The organism is Pseudomonas sp. EB271-G4-1 (genome assembly GCF_058791355.1).
Genome location: NZ_JBYTEO010000027.1, coordinates 60,269 through 79,361, shown reverse-complemented (window position 1 = coordinate 79,361; position 19,093 = coordinate 60,269). Strand labels below are relative to the sequence as shown.

Here is a 19,093-nt window from a genome sequence, read left to right as displayed (position 1 = left end):
TGATGGGGATTTAATCTGCTTCGCTTAAGGGTTGTTTTTTAGCAGATCGAATCTCTTCATTTTGATCTCGCGACGCTTTTTATCAATAAGCGTTCTTTTTGTTCCAAGTATTCTTTTATCCAGTTTGAGATAGGCTCGTTGCTGGATGATCGTGGCGGAGCGCTTTTCCGATTCGACGTACAGGAAGTTACTTTCATTGGTAGACGCTACCAATTCAAGATTGAAAACCGCTATTTCCAGACAGCCCTTGGCGTCATAGCGGACGGGAATAACCTGAAAGTGTCGACCCAGAAGACTCTCCTGGTCCAGAGAGAGCAACGCGGGTTTGTCGGGTTTCAGGGCGTCGAGCGTGTCGATCATCGCGTTACCTTGTCGGCTGTCGGGCATCTTCCCGGCGCTCTCGACCAGGAAATCCGCAACGTTTCTCAAGACATCGTGACGGGTGCGGGTAAAGATTGCATCCTGGAAGACAGACCACCCCAGGAAACTCAGCGTCGTCATATATTCATTCAGCCACTTTGTCGAATCGACAAAGCGACTGCAGGCCGTGTCGGCGGATTGGGTGGCGATCTGTGTGCAGTGGGTCAGGTCGTCATGATCCGCAAGTGATATGTCCTCAATGCTTGAAAGCAGAGTGGGACCGGTCAATACGCCGGAGAAGTTCCTACTGTTCATATTCAGTCCTTGAATAAAATTTTAGTGGAGGAAGTGGTCTTCCTGGTGGAGAAAGTACAGCAGCCTGCCTGCGGCTAAAATAACGTTGGCTTGAAGAACTGCTACTGGCTGTTAAATACACTGCGCAGTTGTCTTTGAAACGCAAGTGCCGGTGGGCGTTTCAGACTTCAGGCGAGCGACCGTTGACCTTTGGGCGAGCGCGCTTCGTCGTCAATCCACTTGAGCTTTTTCATCCCGCCGGACAAAGCAGGCATAATGCGCCCCTTCGTTCCGTTGCCGGTCATCCCCGTGAATTCACCTCAGACATCCAGTCCCTTGCGCCCATCGGCCTGTCCCGGTTTGTTGCGTGTCGTGCAGGCGCTGGATGGCGGTATTTGTCGGATCAAACTTGCCGGCGGGGCTATTCGCGCAGATCAGGCCGTGGCGGTGGCTGATGCCGCCGAACGCTATGCCGGTGGCGTGATAGAGGCGACCAACCGCGCCAATCTGCAAATTCGCGGAATTGGCCAGCAGTCCACCGCGTTGATCGAGAGTCTGCTGGCCGTCGGGTTGGGACCGGTCAACGTCGCTGGCGATGATGTGCGCAATCTGATGCTCAGCCCAAGCGCCGGCATTGACCGGCACATGCTGATCGACAGCAGGCCCTTGGCCCGAGAAATTCTCGACAGCTTGCAAACCCATGCGCGCTTCCATGAGTTATCGGCCAAGTTCGCCGTGCAACTGGATGGTGGTGAAGCCTTGGCAATGCTCGAGCATCCCCATGACCTCTGGCTGAGTGCGGCTGATCGAAATGGCGAGCCTGTGCTGGCCTTCGGTCTGGCGGGGTGCCCCACCGATGCGCCGTTGGCAGCGGTATTGCTCCGTGACGGACATGCGTTGGTGGTAGCGGTGTTGGAGTTGTTTCTCGAACTTGCACGGCCGGATCAGACGCGGATGCGACATCTGCTGACTGAGCATTCGCTGGATTCACTGTTGCAACGGCTGGCCGAGCGCGTGCCCTTGTTTGCCATGGAGTCATGGCAGCGCCCGACTGCACGTGCGCGATTGCACATCGGCAGTCATCCGCAGCGTCAGGAAGGCCTTGTCTATGTCGGTGCGGTGCCTGCGCTGGGGCGACTGGACCCGACGATGCTCAAGGGGGCGGCTCATCTGGCCGAGGCATTTGGTGATGCCAGCCTGCGCCTGACCCCTTGGCAAAGCCTGTTGCTGCCAAATATTCGCCATGAAGATTCACCAGCCCTGCGTCATCAATTGCAGGCATTGGGTTATCTGGTCGACGCCGATCAGACCCTGGCCCATCTGGTGGCCTGCACCGGATCGGCCGGTTGCGGCAAAGGCTTGGCGGATACCAAGGAAGACGCGCGGCAACTGGCCGATCGGCTGCTTGATCAATCCGCACAGGTGCAGGTTCACTTGTCTGGCTGTTCGCGCTCCTGCGCGTGCGCGCACACGGCGCCCGTCACATTGTTGGCGACGCGCCCTGGTCACTACGACCTCTATTTTCGCGATGCCGCGCAGCCGGGTTTCGGCGCGCTGCACGCTCGCAATCTTACTATTGAAGCGGTCGCGGCCTTGCTCGATGCCCGCTCACGGAGCCCCCTTGATGCTTGATTACATCCGCGACGGTCAGGAGATCTATCGCAATTCCTTCGCGATCATCCGGGCCGAGGCCAACCTCGAACGCATTCCGGCCGATCTGGAAAAACTCGCAGTCCGTGTGATACATGCTTGCGGCATGGTCGATGCTATCGATGGCCTGCAGTTTTCCACGGGCGCGGGCAAGGCCGGGCGCGATGCGCTGGCCGCCGGCGCGCCGATTCTGTGTGATGCGCGGATGGTGTCCGAGGGCATAACCCGTGCGCGTTTGCCAGCGAACAACCCGGTCATCTGCACCCTGCGAGATGAAAGCGTTCCACAGCTGGCGCGTGAACTGGGCAACACCCGTTCCGCCGCGGCACTGGAACTGTGGCGTCCTCATCTGGAAGGCAGTGTCGTGGTGATCGGTAACGCGCCGACAGCGCTGTTTTACCTGCTTGAAATGCTCGACGCCGGTGCGCCCAAACCGGCGTTGATCCTTGGTTTCCCCGTGGGCTTCGTTGGCGCCGCCGAATCCAAGGCAGCACTGGCCGCCGACAGTCGTGGCGTGCCGTTCGTTATCATGCAAGGTCGGCTGGGCGGTAGCGCCATGGCCGCCGCCGCCGTCAATGCCCTCGCCACGGAGATCGAATGATGCAGCAACCTGGACGTTTGATCGGCCTTGGCGTGGGGCCGGGTGACCCGGAACTGATTACGGTCAAGGCGCTGCGCCTGCTGCGCGAATCGCCGGTAGTGGCGTACTTCGTCGCCAAGGGTAAGAAGGGCAACGCTTTCGGCATCATCGAAGCGCATTTGCAGGACGCCCAAACCTTGTTGCCACTGGTGTACCCGGTGACCACCGAAGCGTTGCCGGCACCACTGTCCTACGAGCAAGTGATCAGCGATTTCTACGATGCGGCCGGTGAAGAGCTGGCCGCGCATCTCGATGCGGGTCGTGACGTGGCAGTGATCTGCGAGGGCGATCCGTTTTTCTACGGCTCCTACATGTACCTGCACGATCGGCTGGCGCAACGGTATGAGGCCGAAGTGGTGCCGGGTGTCTGCTCCATGCTCGGCGGTGCTTCGGTACTGGGCGCGCCGTTGGTGTATCGCAACCAGAGCCTGTCGGTGCTGTCCGGCGTGCTGCCTCACGAGGATCTCAAGCGTCGCCTGGCTGACGCCGATGCGGCAGTGATCATGAAACTGGGCCGTAACTTCCCGAAAGTCCGTCAGGTGCTGGAAGAACTCGGATTGGCCGAGCGAGCGCTGTATGTGGAGCGTGCGACCATGGCCAACCAGAAGATCGTGCCGCTGGATCAGGTCGAGCCTATGTCGTCGCCGTACTTCTCGCTGATCATCGTTCCCGGTGAAAGGTGGCAAGGCTGATGACGCGTCCAGTTCCGGCCATTGTCATTCTCGGCAATGGCAGCCTCGCCACCGCGCGCAGCATTCAACAACTGTACCCCGGCGCCTTGATCCACGGCCTGGACGAACGTGTCGTCGGTGCCGATCGCACTTACCGCGAGTTCGGTGCGACATTGCGTGAGCTTTATCAACAAGACACGCCGATCATCGCCCTGTGCGCAGCCGGTATCGTCATTCGCACCCTGGCGCCGTTGCTGCTGGAGAAGGGGGCCGAGCCACCCGTGCTCGCCGTCGCCGAAGACGGGAGCGCCGTGGTGCCGCTGCTCGGTGGTTTGGCTGGCGTGAACGTGTTGGCGCGGGAGGTTGCTGCGGCACTGGACGTTTCAGCGGCGATCACCACCAGTGGCGAATTGCGTTTTGGTACCTGCCTGCTGAATCCACCCAGCGGTTATGCCTTGGGTGATCTTGAGCTGGGCAAACGCTTCGTTTCCGATTTGCTCGCCGGTGAGTCGGTGCGAATCGAAGGGGCGGCGCCTTGGTTAGTGCAGGCGCAGTTACCGGAAAACCCGCAAGCGCGGCTGGCCGTTCACGTCGGTCATGCCGAGCGTACGCCGGCTGCCAATGAGCTGCTGATTTATCCACGCAACGTGTTGGTCGCGGTCGGTGCTGGCGTGGTTGATGTTCCCGGTGCAGTTCGCGAGGCTTTGCATCAGGCAAAAATCGCCGTGCAGTCGTTGGCCTGCCTGCTGGCTGCCGATAGTGAAATGTCGAGTCCAACACTGCGTGAAGCGGCGCTTGAGCTGGGTGTGCCGCTACGTTTTGTCGATGATGTTGGCGCGGCCAGTAACCTGATGCGTAACGCCATCGAACAGCCTGTTTCCGTGTTTGGCGATGAGGCCGTTGCCATCGCAGTTGCCAAGCAGCCTTTGGACCCCTTATCGATTGGCCGTCCTCGCGGTCGCCTGGCGGTGATCGGTCTCGGCCCCGGCGCCGCCGATCTGATGGTGCCTGCGGTCAAGGCGGAACTGGCCCGCGCCAACGACGTTCTCGGTTATGAAACCTATGTGCGCATGGCGGGGCCGTTCCGTGCGGACCAGGTCCTGCACTGCACCGACAACCGTGAAGAAATGCAGCGTGCCCGCCACGCCTTTGAGCTTGCGGCGCAGGGTCGCTGCGTAGTGGTCGTCTCTTCCGGGGACCCCGGTGTCTTCGCCATGGCCGCAGCGGTGCTCGAGGCTCTGCATGAGTCCCGCGATCCAGCGTGGCACAACGTTGATCTGGAAATCCTTCCGGGCGTTTCGGCATCGCTGGCAACGGCTGCCCAGGCAGGCGCCCCGTTGGGGCATGATTTCTGCGTACTGTCGCTTTCGGACAACCTCAAGCCTTGGGACATCATCGAGAAGCGCCTGGACCTTGCGGCGCAAGCCGACCTGGCGATGGCTTTCTATAACCCGATCTCACGTTCCCGGCCTTGGCAGTTGGGGCGTGCACTGGAAATCGTCGCGCTGCATCGTGCTGCTGACACACCCGTCGTGTTGGGACGCGATGTAGGGCGCCCGGGGCAGACGTTGCGGGTCACCACACTCGGTCAATTGACGCCGGATCAAGTCGACATGCGAACCATGGTGTTGATTGGCTCATCCACGACTCGCGTATTTGCTCGGCCTCAGGGGTCGTTGTGGGTGTACACGCCACGTAGCTACGGTGACAAGTTGGTCGATATCAACTAGACAAGTCGCGGTCATATGGGTCGGATTATTCGGGGCGTTTCGCTCGAATAATCCGCCTGTTCGCGGGGTAGTGCGGGATTTACATATATGGTCATTTAATTGGGTTTGTTGCTCGGTAAGGGGGTGGGTTAGATTCGTTATTACGCCCAGGAGGGCTGTAGACGAACTTAAAGGAATGTTGAATATGGAAAGTTTTGAAGATTCAAGCACGCTCAAGGGTTGCACTGATTTGGGAAGGGCGCGTATTGCCAGGGCCAAGGCACTGTTGGTTAACGCTCCCCGTGCAAGAGGTCTGGTGGGTTCCGCTGATTTGGCGGCGTCGAGTCCTACCAAGGAACTGGATGCTTTGGTTTTAGGTAATTCACTCATCGGTTACGGCGATGGTATTTCGCTCGAGAACATGATGATTATCGAAAATCTCATCAGTTTTTCGAAGCTGGAGGCCGATCGCGAAACTAAAAATGATCCGAACCCTGCGGCCTGGCATCGAGCATTTATCAATTGCATGTTGGACATGGGATGTTCTGTCCCCATCCATGCGAGCCTGCAATACAAAAAGCAGTCTGGCTCGGGGACGATGAAAAATGTCGTCACGTCCATTGTCCAGGCAGGGATTGCTGCGGCAGTAGCGGCCATTCCCGGTGCAACGGTGTTGAGTGCCGTGGCAGACTCCACCTTGACGGCTTTGGAAAAGGAACCTGATACAGTCAAGTTATTCAATTACGATGTAGTGACAGCAAAAGGTGTGAAGCTGGCCATATTGCCGTGTGAGCAAGCGGAGAATGGTCTCATTATTGTTTCTTTTTCGTCTATTAATCATGAAAGCAATACGTTCGGTGGTGAGGTCCTTTTCTTTGATCTCAAAGTCACTAATGTTGATATTTACCAGGGTTCGAATTATCTCACCTTTAATCCTTTTGCCTATGCTGAAGTAAAAGATGATATTGAGTCTGTCCTTGGCTTGCGGCGCAAAGAGATGCGCAGCAAACGATTTGCGCGGCACAGGAAGTAAAAGATAGCCAGCCTTGGCCGGAGGCGTTTGCCTCTGGTTTGCACGATGGATATAGACATATGGACTATTCGATTTACATCAATGGATGTTGCATGCTGGCTTTATCAAAAGAATTGTCGTTCGCCACGAAACAAGATGTGATTGATGCTTTGCTTTTTACTCAGCTTGCTGCCGATGAAGAATTTCCTGACGAGCCGAACGGCCTGGATTGGTTCGAGGCTTACAAAAGTATCTTGTATGAGTGTGGCTGGGTCTACGATCGGCAAAATGTGACGACCGGTACGTTTACATCCATTGCCGAAAAGACGTTCTCGTTGAGAGAGGCGTTTGCGACGGTCTTTGAAAACAATCTGGATAGTGAGCAGGCGACTGTTTTACTGGCAGTGCTGGATAAGGTCGCCGCGTTGCCGGACAACATGAACCTGGAGCAGATCTTCCGCCAACAGGCAGCGCTGAATGTGAAGGGGATGAAGCGCATCAGGGCGTGCATTGGTGTGGTCGATGAACGTGGGTCCTTGAATAGCGCTTCTGTTTTTTTTGATACCCGCGGATCAGTCGGCAGGCTACTCACGGGGCGTGAGTTTGCTTTCAGTGATCTGCATGGCGCGGTGAACGCCTATTTTTACACCGCTCGTTTCAATGCAGGCATCTATGGCGAGTACAGGGCGGATACCGTGCAGTGGTTAGGTGCACGGCGGCAGTCTGAACATCTCGCGATCGCCAGCCTGACGATTTAGCAGGTCCTGGCAGGTGCCTTGTGCAATCAGGGCACCAAATACCCCTTCACCCCGGTAAAGATAATCTGCGCCGCCAACGCACACACGAACAAGCCCATCAGCCGGCTGACGATCTGCAAGCCCTGGTCGCCTAGAATGCGTTCGATACGGTTGGACAGGTACAGCACCACGCCGACGGTGAAGCTGGCCAGGGCAATACTGACGATAGCCGTGAGCTTATCGTCCCAGTGCGGCTGACTAACGCCCATCACCAGCAGGGCGCCAATGGTGCCGGGGCCGACGGTCAGCGGAATGGTCAAGGGGACGATGGTCACGTCCTGCTGCACATTATCGGTCTGCACCGCCGACTTGCCTTGCGCCATCCCCAACGCCGAGATGAACAGCACGCTGCCGGCGCCGATCCGGAAGGCATCCACGGTGATGCCGAATACGCTGAAAATCACGCGTCCGAACAGATACAGCAGGACGCTGGAGACCAGCGTGGCGATGGCCACCTTCCACGCCAGTCGGCGTTGTTCCTTGCGCGAATAACCGCGGGTCAGGCTGATGAAGCAGGACAACACGAAGAATGGGCTATAGAGCACCAACATCTTCAGGTAAACGCTGAACAACACGTGGAGCATGGGGCAGGCTCACTGGTGGGGGGAAGTCGAGGGGAGTCTAACAGGCGCCGTGGAGTCTGTCGGCTCAGGACGTGGGCGTCGTCGCGCGGTTCTGCTGATCGCGCTGGGCAACCCAGTGTTCGATCAATTCGCGCAACTGCGAGAGCTCAACCGGTTTGGCCATATGCCCATCCATGCCAGCCTGGCGTGCACGCTCCTTATGCTCAGCGAGGATGTGCGCGGTCAACGCTACTACCGGGGTGCGGGATCTTTGATTGCCGACTTCCCAGGCGCGCAGTTGCTGGGTCGCCGAAAAACCGTCGAGGATCGGCATTTCGCAATCCATCAGGACCAGGTCGTAGCGATGCGCCTTCATGGCCACCAAGGCTTCTTCGCCGTTGCTGGCGGTGTCCGGTTGCAGATTGAGCTTGCCCAGCATGCCGCGGATGACCTTGGTCGAAATGCTGTTGTCTTCAGCGACCAGAATGCGGAAATCGCTGGGTACCTTGATCGGCAGAGGCGGACCGGATGGCAGGTGTTGCGGCACCGCCAGCCCTTTGTTGCGCTGGGTCAGTTCATCGGCCAGGGTCGTCTTGAGCGTATAGCCGGCCACCGGTTTGGCAAGGATGCGTTTGATCCCCGAATTGCGCGCGATGATCTTGCTCGGCGCATTGCTGATGCCGGTCAGCATGATCAGCAGGATGTCATGGTTCAGGCTCGGGTCTTCCTTGATCTTGGCGGCCAGTTGCATGCCGGTCATGCCAGGCATGTTCTGATCCAGCAGGACCACATCGAAGTAGTCACGCAGGTGCGCCTTGGTGCGCAACAGCGCCAATGCCTCCTTGCCCGACGGTGCCGCGCTCACGTTCAGGCCCCAGGCGCTGCATTGCTGCACCAGCACTTTGCGGCAGGTGTCGTTGTCATCCACCACCAACACCCGTGCACCCTGCAGGGGGCCATCGAGGTCGCAGGTTGGATGCTCCAGTCGGTCCGGGTCCAGGGGCAAGGTCAGCCACAAGGTACTCCCCTGGCTGTTACCACTCTTGATGCCGAATTCACCTTGCATCAAGCGGATCAACTGACGGGCGATCACCAGCCCCAGATTACCGCCCAGGTGGTTGGTAGAGAGGAAATGCTTGCTGTGCAGTTCAGCCTGCATCAGCGCGTCGCGCTCTTCGACGTCCATCGGTTCGCCGCTGTCCTGCACGGCGATGCGCAAGCGTGGATGGCTGCTGCGTTCGTCGAGGGCGACGACGATCAGGATCTCGCCTTCGTCGGTTTTCTTCAGCGCGTTTTCCAGCAGGCTCAGCAATGTCTGGCGCAGGCGCGTCGGATCACCGCTGATGACGCGCGGTACTTGTGGCTGAATGAAGCTGATCAGTTCGACGTTCTGCTGCTCGGCCTTGGCGCGGAAGATGCTCAAGCAGTCTTCGATCAGTGCGTTGAGGTCGAACTGCACATCGTCCAGTTCGATCTGACCGGACTCGAGTTTGGAAATGTCGAGAATTTCGTTGATCAACGTCAGCAGTTCGTTGCCTGCGCTATGGATGGTCTGCACATAGTCGCGCTGCTTGACCGACAGTGGCGTGCCCAGCAGCAACTCGGTCATGCCCAGCACACCATTCATCGGGGTGCGGATCTCGTGGCTGATTTTCGCCAGGAACTCGGCCTTGGCATTGATCTCGGCGTTGCTGGCCGCCAGGTCACGACTGATGCTGAAACGCGCTTCGGTGATGCTGCGCTGGCGTTCGCTCAGGGCGATGCTCATCAACAGGCCACTGATGCAGATGAACACCAGCAGGGTGGTGATCAGGTCATGGGGTTCGATCAGGGTCAGCCCCAGCAAGGCGGGCAGGATGATCAGGGTGCCCAGGTTGAACACCACCATGGCCGCCACGAACAGTCGCGCCGGGCGATAGCCTTTTTGCCAGTGATAGGTGCTGACAAACAGCATGGTCAGGCCCGCCAGGGCGACCAGGGCGTAGGTGATGATGTTCAGTGGCAGCGTGTTGACGAACAGCAGCAGCAGGCTGCAGATCATGATGAACAGGATGTCGCCCACGATCAGCTTGTTCAGCGGATGCGGTCCGAGGGGCTTGAAGAAGCGATAAGCGAATATCAGGCCGCTGGGGGCCGTCAGCAGCAAGGCGAGGTAGGCGCCGGGCGTCTGCACGGCCTGCCAGTCCGGGATCCAGGGTCCCGCCAGGTTCAGCAACAGCACCAGGCTGAGCCCCAACAAGGCTTCGCAAACCGCCAGCCAGACACTGCTGGTCGAACGCGTATAGGCATAGCGGAGGAGGTTGTGCAGGATCAGCATGCCGATGCAGCCCAGTAGCAATCCATAGATCAGCGTCTGGTTCTGGTTGGCTGCGGTAATGACCGCCGATTGCAAGGTGATGTAGGGTCGCAACTGGTGTTCGGAAACCAGTCGCAGGTAGACGTCCAGGGGCTTGTCGCTTTGCGGCAGCGGCAGCATGAAGTCGCTGCTGGGCAAGGGACGGTCCGCCAGGGGTTGTTCGTTGCCTGTATGTGACTGGTCAATCAGCTTGTCGCCGTCCAGCACATACATGTTGAAGTGCAACAGATCGGGCGCGAACACCCGCAGCAATTGTTCATGCTTGCCCGGTGCGAGCCGGAAACGCAGCCACAGCGCACCGTCGGGCTCGGCCGCCGTAAGGTGGTCGAGTTCGATGGGGCTGAATTGGTTGGTGTAGCGGGCGGAGCGGATGTCGCTCAGCTGCAGGTCACCCTGTTCGTCGAGCAATACCGCCCAACCACTGCCTTGCGCGGCTTGGGCCGGGAGCATGCAGAGCAAGGTCAGCAACGTGACGGTTAGACTTATGGCAATCCTGAGCCAGCGCACGGCGAAATCCCTTCGTAGGTTAATGCCAGAATATAACTATGCGCGGCGCCGGAATAGCCAGGCAAGGGGGGTAAGCCCCTGCCTGTCGCAATTGTTGCCTTATTCCTGTTCGCCGCGCTCGCGGGCAATGGCGCGGTAGCCAATGTCCTTGCGATAAAAACAGCCTTCCCAATCGATTTTGGCCGCCAGTTTGTAAGCCTGTTGTTGCGCCTCATCGACGCTGGCGCCCATGGCCGTGGCGCAAAGCACCCGGCCACCAGCGGTCACGACTTGACCGTCCTTGAGCGCGGTACCGGCGTGAAAGACTTTGCCGTCCAGTGCCGCCGCCGCATCCAGGCCATTGATGGCCACACCCTTGGCGTAGTCACCAGGATAGCCGCCAGCGGCCAGGACGATGCCGACGCTCGGACGTGGATCCCATTGCGCTTCGACCTTGTCCAGCGCCTGCGCCAAGGCTGCTTCGACCAGCAATACCAGGCTCGACTGCAAGCGCAGCATGACGGGTTGGGTCTCCGGGTCACCGAAACGGCAGTTGAATTCGATGACCTTCGGGTTGCCGGCCTTGTCGATCATCAAGCCCGCATACAGGAAACCGGTGTAGACATTGCCTTCCTCGGCCATGCCGCGCACGGTCGGCCAGATCACCAGGTCCATGACGCGCTTGTGTACTTCGCTGGTGACAACCGGGGCAGGGGAGTAGGCACCCATGCCGCCCGTGTTCGGACCAGTGTCGCCGTCGCCGACGCGCTTGTGGTCCTGGCTGGTGGCCATCGGCAGGACGTTCTTGCCGTCGACCATGACGATGAAGCTGGCTTCCTCGCCGTCGAGGAACTCTTCGATCACCACGCGCGAACCGGCGTCGCCGAAGGCATTACCTGCCAGCATGTCACGCACGGCGTCTTCTGCTTCGGCCAGGGTCATGGCGACGATCACGCCTTTGCCGGCAGCCAGGCCATCGGCCTTGATCACGATCGGCGCACCTTTTTCACGCAGATAAGCCAGGGCTGGCTCGATCTCGGTGAAGTTCTGGTAGTCGGCGGTCGGGATCTTGTGACGAGCCAGGAAGTCCTTTGTGAAGGCTTTCGAACCTTCAAGCTGAGCAGCGCCTGCGGTCGGACCGAAGCAGTCCAGGCCGCGGCTGCGGAACAGATCCACAACACCTGCGACCAGCGGTACTTCCGGGCCAACGATGGTCAGGGAAACGTTTTTCTCGGCAAAGTCCGCCAGTTGCTCAAGGGCCAGTACGTCAATGGCGACGTTCTCGCATTTGGCTTCGATGGCAGTGCCGGCGTTACCCGGTGCCACGAACACCTTCTGCACTCGAGGATCCTGAGCGACTTTCCAGGCTAGGGCGTGTTCACGGCCACCGCTGCCAATGATCAAAACATTCATTTCAAAAACCTCGGATGACGCTAATTCTGTAGGGACTGATCGTTCCCACGCTCTGCGTGGGAACGCCTCTACGGACGCTCTGCGTCCGAGGGACGCGGAGCGTCCCGGGCTGCGTGCCCACGCAGAGCGTGGGTACGATCAAGCAAAGAAATCAGTGACGGAAGTGGCGCATGCCGGTGAACACCATGGCGATGCCGGCTTCATCCGCCGCAGCAATCACTTCAGCATCACGCATCGAGCCACCTGGCTGGATCACCGCCGTGATACCGACCTTGGCCGCATTGTCCAGGCCGTCGCGGAACGGGAAAAATGCATCGGAAGCCATTACCGAGCCAGCTACCTGCAAGCCAGCATGTTCAGCCTTGATCGCAGCAATGCGCGCAGAGTTCACACGGCTCATCTGGCCAGCGCCGACACCGATGGTCTGACGGTTCTTGGCGTAGACGATGGCGTTGGACTTGACGTACTTGGCAACTTTCCAGGCAAAGATCAGGTCATGGATTTCCTGTTCGGTCGGCGCACGTTTGGTCACGACTTTCAGGTCATCGGCGCTGATCATGCCGATGTCGCGGCTCTGCACCAGCAGGCCACCGTTGACGCGCTTGTAGTCCCAGGCAGCAGCGCGATCGGCCGACCACTCGCCACAGGCCAGCAGGCGCACGTTGGCCTTGGCGGCGACGATGGCGCGGGCTTCTTCGCTGACGCTCGGGGCAATGATCACTTCGACGAACTGACGCTCGACGATGGCCTTGGCGGTCTCGGCGTCCAGTTCGCGGTTGAAGGCAATGATGCCGCCGAATGCCGATTCGGTGTCAGTAGCGTAGGCCAGGTCGTAAGCCTTGCGGATGCCGCCTTCGGCGTCCGGGCTGACGGCCACGCCGCACGGGTTGGCGTGCTTGACGATCACGCAGGCTGGCTTGACGAAGCTCTTCACGCATTCCAGCGCGGCATCGGTATCGGCCACGTTGTTGTAGGACAGCTCTTTGCCTTGCAGCTGGGTCGCGGTGGCGATGCCGACTTCGGCAGGCTTGGCTTCAACGTAGAACGCCGCGCTCTGGTGCGGGTTCTCGCCGTAGCGCATTTCCTGGGCCTTGATGAACTGGCTGTTGAAGGTGCGCGGGAATTCGCTGCGACCTTCCGTGCTGAGGGTCTCAGCAGCCTGGTTCACGGTGCCCATGTAGTTGGCGATCATGCCGTCGTAGGCGGCGGTATGTTCGAAGGCCTTGAGCATCAGGTCGAAACGCTGGGCGTAGGTCAGGCCGCCGGCCTTGAGGTTTTCCAGGACGCTGGCGTAATCGCTGGCGTTGACCACGATGGCCACGTCCTTGTGGTTCTTGGCTGCCGAACGAACCATGGTCGGGCCGCCGATGTCGATGTTCTCGATGGCAGTCGGCAGGTCGCAACCTGGTTTGGAGATCGTTGCTTCGAATGGGTACAGGTTGACCGCTACCAGGTCGATCGGCTTGATGCCGTGCTCGTTCATGATGGCGTCGTCGATACCGCGACGACCGAGGATCCCGCCGTGGATTTTCGGGTGCAGGGTTTTCACCCGGCCGTCCATCATTTCGGCGAAGCCGGTGTAATCCGCGACTTCCACTGCGGCAACGCCGTTGTCCTGCAGCAGCTTGAACGTCCCGCCGGTGGAAAGGATCTCGACACCCAGGGCTTCAAGCTCCTTGGCAAATTCGAGGATCCCGGTCTTGTCGGAAACACTGATCAAGGCGCGGCGGATCGGCAGGCGGGTAGTCTGGTCGGTCATCTCAATTTCCATCAAAAGCAAAGGAGTCAGCAAAAAAGGCGACCGGTCTTACGCGGGCGCCTTTCTGGTTTGATTGAATGCTTACAGCAAATCGTACTGCTTGAGTTTCTTGCGCAGCGTGCCCCGGTTCAGTCCGAGCATTTCGCTGGCCTTGGTCTGGTTGCCCTTGACGTAGTTCATCACGCACTCGAGCAGGGGAGCCTCGACTTCGGAGAGCACCAGGTTGTACACATCCGTGACGGCAGCGCCCTCAAGGTGGGCGAAATAATTGTGCAGCGCCTTCTCGACACTCCCGCGAAGGGTCTGGCCTTCTTCGCTTGGCGTATTGAGGTGCTGTTTCAAATTCACGTTGTCGCTCACGGGCGTTGTTCCACTCACTAAAGTCTCGGTCATCATCGTCATGCGGCCACCCACTCTCCGTCCCCTGTCAGGCTCTTGTAACGCCCGGCAAAGAACTCCCGAACGTTGGCGCATTGTGCTTCCGTACCATCCAAACGATTGAAGTGGGCGCGAAACTCCCTGGCGCCCGGCAAGGTTGCGAGATACCAGCCCACATGCTTTCGAGCAATGCGTACGCCCATCACGTCTCCATAGAAGGCGTGCAGCGCAGCCAGATGCTCTAGCAGGATGCGTTCCACCTCGATCAGATCCAGCGCCGGGAGCTTCTCGCCGGTACGCAGGAAATGGTCGATCTCGCGAAAAATCCATGGCCGCCCCTGGGCAGCCCGGCCTACCAACAGGCCATCGGCACCCGTCGCGTCGAGCACGTACCGGGCCTTTTCTGGCGAATCGATATCGCCATTGGCGAAGACCGGCATCGACACGGCCTGCTTGATCGCGGCAATGGTGTCGTACTCGGCTTCACCGGTGTACAGGTCGGCACGGGTGCGTCCATGCACCGCCAGGGCCGTAATGCCTGCCTGTTCAGCGATCTTCGCCACCGTCAGGCCGTTCTTGTTGTCTCGGTCCCAACCGGTCCGGATCTTCAGGGTAACCGGCACATCGACCGCGGCCACCACGGCCTGCAGGATCTCGGTTACCAATGCTTCATCTTTCAACAGTGCCGAGCCTGCTGCCTTGTTGCAGACTTTCTTGGCCGGACAACCCATGTTGATATCAATAATCTGTGCGCCCAGCTCGACGTTGGCCCGGGCGGCATCCGCCAGCATCTGTGCGTCACCACCGGCGATCTGCACCGAGCGTGGCTCGGGATCACCTGCATGGATCATGCGCATGCGCGACTTGCGGGTGTTCCACAGACTCATGTCGCTGGTGACCATCTCCGAGACGACCAGCCCCGCGCCCAATCGCTTGCACAGCTGGCGAAAGGGTTGGTCGGTGACACCCGCCATCGGGGCGAGAATCAAGCCGTTGTGTAATGTATATGGACCGATGCGTACCGCCGACATAGGACTTCCCTGGTGTGGGGCCGGATCATGAGAGTTCGAAAAAGGGTTGGCATGATACCCGCTCTCGATGACTGGATAAAGGCTGAATTGAACAAAATCTGAACAGTTATTCTGTTATTGCCAGCGGTTTGGTCCGGGCGGGCAAAGACAGGAAGTCGTCGTCAATTGTCGGTCAGTGAAGCGTTTCACTCGGGCGAGTGGAAACTCAGGCTGTAATTTACCGCCTTGGCACCAGGATCGAGGATGTCGAGGGCGATGTGGATTGGCGTTTGCGGAGGCATTTCCACCTTGCCTTCAAGATCGCCATTGAGGTATTCGCCGGGTTTGAAGCGGCGGCTGGCAATCAGGTGGCCGTTGAGATCGGCAAAGCGTAGCTCCAGCAGCGGGAAAGGCTGCGAGAATGGTGCGCGGTTATAGATGATCGCATCGACCACCAGGGCGCCGCTGAACTCAGGATGGCTGCGGACCACCAGGTTGCTGCTCTTGATTTTCGCGATGTCGACCTTGGAGGGCACCGTGCAGCCGATTTGCGGGCACAGTTGCTGGAACCAGGGGCGGTACTGGTCCTGGCGCGCCAGTTCGTCGAAATGGTAGGCGACGTATTGGCCTGCGAGTGCGCCGGCCCCCAGCAGGATCAACAACAGCCAAAACAGTCGACGACCCCATGGTGAGCGACGTTTCTGCCAATCCAGTTGCAGCGGATCGTCGGTCAGGTCCTGCAGTACTTCGGCACGAACCCCTGGTTCGCTGCGTTCGCGACGCTTGCGCGGCGGCTCGATCGAAGGCAGGTCGTCATCGATCTCTGCGGTCGCCGTCATGCGTTCGTGATGTACCGGGGCGACGAGCGGATCGTTCAGGCGCAGCTGCGGGGGCTGCGGTTCGTCGTCCAGATCCACCGGTTCCAGTGATAGCGACGGTTCAGTACGCGACGGTTCGTTCGGTGGCTGCGGTGTATCAAGCACGTCAAGCGCGTCAAGCGTGTCGGCCGCTTGGGCGCGATCGGCAGCCGATTCGCTGAACAGGCTGTCGGGCCATGGGGCTTCGTCGTGCTCGGCGCTATCGCGGCGAGCGCTGAGCGTGTCTTCGCGGTGTCGGCCGAACTCGGTGGTCGGCTGGATTTCCCGCTGTTCAAGCCGGGCGAGTTCTTCGTCCAGGTCGAGACTGTCCAGATCCAGCTCGGCAGCGCTCCATTGTTTCTGGCTGATGGCGCGCTGCGGCGGCGGTTCGACGGTTTCCAATGGGGCTGGCGTCGGCGCGGGTGCTTCCTTGCCGGCCTGCTCCAGCAGTTGCTTGGCGGCGTTGAACACCTGCAAGCATGAGCCACAACGAACAACCCCGCGCGCCACGCTCAACTGGGCATGGTTGACGCGGAAGCTGGTTTGGCAATGCGGGCACTGGGTGACGAAGCTGTCGGTCATGCGGCGATCCGGTAGATGCAGGCGTCCATTCTAGCGCCGACGGCCAGTGATGCGCACCCAGCCATCGCGATTGGCGATCGGGTCCAGATCGAAATCCTTGGCATAGGCTGCGGCCACTTCATCGCCTTGCTCGGCAAGAATGCCCGAAAGCGCCAGGCGACCGCCCTGCCGGACCAGGCCCGACAACTGCGGCGCCAGCGAAACCAGCGGTCCGGCCAGAATATTGGCCACCAGCACATCGGCCTGAACCTGCGGCAGATCTTCAGGCAGGTACAGCGGGAACAGCTCGTCTGCGATGCCGTTGCGCCCGGCGTTGTCACGAGAGGCTTCCAGCGCCTGCACGTCGATATCGGTGCCCACGGCCTGCTTGGCGCCCAGCAGCAGCGCGGCAATCGCCAGAATCCCCGAACCGCAGCCGAAGTCCAGCACGTTGCAGTCTTTGAGGTCCTGACCGTCGAGCCATTCCAGGCACAAGGCGGTGGTCGGGTGAGTGCCGGTGCCGAAGGCCAGGCCCGGATCCAGCAACAGGTTCACGGCGTCTGGCTCGGGAGCTGCGTGCCAGCTCGGCACGATCCACAGGCGCTGACCGAAACGCATGGGCTGGAAGTTATCCATCCAGCTGCGCTCCCAGTCCTGATCTTCGATGACTTCGCTGTGATGCTCGGGCAGCGGGCTGCCAGTCAGCAACTCAAGGTGGGCCAGGACCGGGCCTGGCTCGGTGCCGCCTTCGAACAGCGCCAGCAGGTGAGTGTGGGACCACAGCGGCGTGGTGTTGAGTTCGGGCTCGAAGATCGGCTGGTCTTCGGCGTCCATGAAAGTCACCGACACGGCGCCCACTTCAAGGAACGCGTCTTCGTAGGTTTCGGCTTGTTCTGGGCTGATGGCGAGACGGACTTGCAGCCAAGGCATGGCGGGCACCTTTGAAAAATATTGATTGCAGCCTAGCGGTCTGCGAGAAGCGCGCAAGTTTACGCGAGCGCGGAGGTTTTGTGGGAGTGGCTTGGTCCCAAGCATCAATGCATGCCCTGTGGGAGCGAGCCTGCTCGCGAAGACGGCATGCCAGTCAGCATTGATGTTGAATGTGCTGGCCTCTTCGCGAGCAGGCTCGCTCCAACAGGGAATGTGTTGTGGTTCGGATGAAATGTCCAGAAACAACAAAGCCGCCCGAAGGCGGCTTTGTTGATCGGGTCGAAGCTTAGTGCTTCTCGCCAGCCAGCTTGTGCTCGAGGTAGTGAATGTTCACGCCCCCTTCGCAGAAACCAGCATCGCGGGTCAGGTCGCGGTGCAGCGGGATGTTGGTCTTGATCCCGTCGACCACGATCTCGTCCAGCGCATTGCGCATGCGCGCCATGGCTTCGTCACGGGTTGCGCCGTAGGTGATCAGCTTGCCGATCAACGAATCGTAGTTCGGCGGAACGGCATAACCACTGTACAGGTGCGAATCGACGCGAACGCCATTGCCGCCTGGTGCGTGGAAATGCTTGACCGTGCCAGGGCTTGGCATGAAGGTCTTCGGGTCTTCGGCGTTGATCCGGCATTCCAGCGCGTGACCGCGGATGACCACGTCATCCTGGGTGAACGACAGCTTGTTGCCGGCGGCGATGCTGAGCATCTCCTTGACGATGTCGATGCCAGTGACCATTTCCGAAACCGGGTGCTCTACCTGGACACGAGTGTTCATCTCGATGAAGTAGAAGCGGCCGTTCTCGTACAGGAACTCGAAAGTGCCTGCACCACGGTAACCGATGTCGATGCACGCCTTGACGCAGCGGGCGAGAACTTCCTGGCGAGCCTGTTCGTCGATGCCCGGTGCCGGCGCCTCTTCAAGCACCTTCTGGTGACGGCGTTGCAGCGAGCAGTCGCGGTCGCCCAGATGGATAGCCTGGCCCTGGCCGTCGGACAGAACCTGAACTTCCACGTGACGGGGGTTGGTCAGGAACTTTTCCAGGTAGACCATCGGGTTGCCGAACGCTGCGCCCGCTTCGGAGCGGGTCAGTTTCGCCGAGGAAATCAGGTCTTCTTCCTTGTGTACCACGCGCATGCCGCGACCACCGCCGCCGCCAGCGGCCTTGATGATCACCGGATAACCGACTTCGCGACCAATGCGCAGGGCGGTTTCTTCGTCTTCCGGCAGCGGGCCGTCGGAGCCCGGAACGGTTGGAACGCCGGCGGCGATCATCGCGTGCTTGGCCGAAACCTTGTCGCCCATCAGGCGGATGGTTTCAGCTTTCGGGCCGATGAAGGCGAAGCCGGAGTTCTCGACCTGCTCAGCAAAATCAGCGTTTTCTGCAAGGAAACCGTAGCCCGGGTGAATGGCGGTGGCGCCAGTCACTTCGGCCGCGGCGATGATGGCCGGGATGTGCAGGTAAGAGTGGGCCGCCGATGCCGGACCGATGCAGACGGATTCGTCTGCCAGGCCCAGGTGCATCAGTTCCTTGTCCGCCTTGGAATAAACGGCGACGGTCTTGATGCCCATCTCTTTGCAGGCGCGCAGAATCCGCAGTGCAATCTCACCGCGGTTGGCGATCAGAACTTTTTCCAACTTCGCAGTCATCA

General features: G+C 59.7%; 16 protein-coding genes. 6 read left to right on the top strand and 10 right to left on the bottom strand.

The features are described 5' to 3' along the window. Positions 1-24: 24 nt before the first annotated feature. Positions 25-675, bottom strand: coding sequence for a hypothetical protein (locus AC3WWR_RS15525; protein WP_454865650.1), 651 nt, complete (start codon positions 673-675; stop codon positions 25-27). A gap of 255 nt (positions 676-930) precedes the next feature. Between AC3WWR_RS15525 and cobG the strand changes: the two genes are divergently transcribed. From cobG to AC3WWR_RS15495, 6 genes are all read left to right on the top strand, one after another. Beyond that, a complete protein-coding gene (gene cobG / locus AC3WWR_RS15520; RefSeq protein WP_050511634.1) occupies positions 931-2,286 on the top strand; it encodes a precorrin-3B synthase in 1,356 nt (451 codons plus the stop codon). After that, the gene (locus tag AC3WWR_RS15515) at positions 2,279-2,905 is read left to right on the top strand and encodes a precorrin-8X methylmutase (RefSeq protein ID WP_020797568.1); all 627 of its coding nucleotides are present in this window, start codon (positions 2,279-2,281) and stop codon (positions 2,903-2,905) included. The genes cobG and AC3WWR_RS15515 overlap by 8 nt, the downstream gene beginning before the upstream one ends. Next, positions 2,905-3,636 (top strand): precorrin-2 C(20)-methyltransferase, encoded by a 732-nt coding sequence (locus tag AC3WWR_RS15510; RefSeq protein WP_033043996.1) that lies wholly within the window; start codon positions 2,905-2,907, stop codon positions 3,634-3,636. The genes AC3WWR_RS15515 and AC3WWR_RS15510 overlap by 1 nt, the downstream gene beginning before the upstream one ends. After that, positions 3,636-5,345, top strand: coding sequence for a precorrin-3B C(17)-methyltransferase (gene cobJ, locus AC3WWR_RS15505; protein WP_492598855.1), 1,710 nt, complete (start codon positions 3,636-3,638; stop codon positions 5,343-5,345). The genes AC3WWR_RS15510 and cobJ overlap by 1 nt, the downstream gene beginning before the upstream one ends. 184 nt (positions 5,346-5,529) lie before the next feature. Then, positions 5,530-6,357, top strand: coding sequence for a hypothetical protein (locus AC3WWR_RS15500; RefSeq protein ID WP_492598854.1), 828 nt, complete (start codon positions 5,530-5,532; stop codon positions 6,355-6,357). 59 nt (positions 6,358-6,416) lie between these two features. Then, positions 6,417-7,094 (top strand): hypothetical protein, encoded by a 678-nt coding sequence (locus AC3WWR_RS15495; protein WP_492598853.1) that lies wholly within the window; start codon positions 6,417-6,419, stop codon positions 7,092-7,094. A gap of 26 nt (positions 7,095-7,120) precedes the next feature. On the opposite strand, the gene AC3WWR_RS15490 is transcribed toward AC3WWR_RS15495, so the two are convergent. The 9 genes from AC3WWR_RS15490 to accC form a co-directional block, all read right to left on the bottom strand. After that, positions 7,121-7,717: a MarC family protein gene (locus AC3WWR_RS15490; RefSeq protein ID WP_008058841.1), complete on the bottom strand. Its 597-nt coding sequence runs from the start codon at positions 7,715-7,717 to the stop codon at positions 7,121-7,123. 64 nt (positions 7,718-7,781) lie between these two features. Beyond that, positions 7,782-10,559, bottom strand: a complete 2,778-nt coding sequence (locus AC3WWR_RS15485; protein ID WP_020797563.1) for a hybrid sensor histidine kinase/response regulator — start codon at positions 10,557-10,559, stop codon at positions 7,782-7,784. Between the two features lie 99 nt (positions 10,560-10,658). Then, positions 10,659-11,951, bottom strand: coding sequence for a phosphoribosylamine--glycine ligase (gene purD, locus AC3WWR_RS15480; protein WP_020797562.1), 1,293 nt, complete (start codon positions 11,949-11,951; stop codon positions 10,659-10,661). A gap of 151 nt (positions 11,952-12,102) precedes the next feature. Further along, entirely contained in the window at positions 12,103-13,710 is a 1,608-nt protein-coding gene (gene purH, locus AC3WWR_RS15475; protein WP_020797561.1) for a bifunctional phosphoribosylaminoimidazolecarboxamide formyltransferase/IMP cyclohydrolase, read from the bottom strand. An 81-nt stretch (positions 13,711-13,791) separates the two neighbouring features. Then, entirely contained in the window at positions 13,792-14,112 is a 321-nt protein-coding gene (fis, locus tag AC3WWR_RS15470) for a DNA-binding transcriptional regulator Fis (RefSeq protein WP_015093301.1), read from the bottom strand. Next, positions 14,109-15,119, bottom strand: coding sequence for a tRNA dihydrouridine synthase DusB (dusB, locus tag AC3WWR_RS15465; RefSeq protein WP_020797560.1), 1,011 nt, complete (start codon positions 15,117-15,119; stop codon positions 14,109-14,111). Before dusB ends, fis begins: the two co-directional genes overlap by 4 nt. A gap of 185 nt (positions 15,120-15,304) precedes the next feature. After that, positions 15,305-16,537, bottom strand: a complete 1,233-nt coding sequence (locus AC3WWR_RS15460) for a DUF3426 domain-containing protein (RefSeq protein ID WP_020797559.1) — start codon at positions 16,535-16,537, stop codon at positions 15,305-15,307. Positions 16,538-16,567: 30 nt separating this feature from the next. Further along, entirely contained in the window at positions 16,568-17,446 is an 879-nt protein-coding gene (gene prmA, locus AC3WWR_RS15455) for a 50S ribosomal protein L11 methyltransferase (RefSeq protein WP_020797558.1), read from the bottom strand. A 286-nt stretch (positions 17,447-17,732) separates the two neighbouring features. Beyond that, positions 17,733-19,091 carry an acetyl-CoA carboxylase biotin carboxylase subunit gene (accC, locus tag AC3WWR_RS15450; protein WP_020797557.1) on the bottom strand — a complete coding sequence of 453 codons (1,359 nt, stop codon included), beginning with the start codon at positions 19,089-19,091 and terminating at the stop codon, positions 17,733-17,735. Between the last annotated feature and the right edge of the window lie 2 nt (positions 19,092-19,093).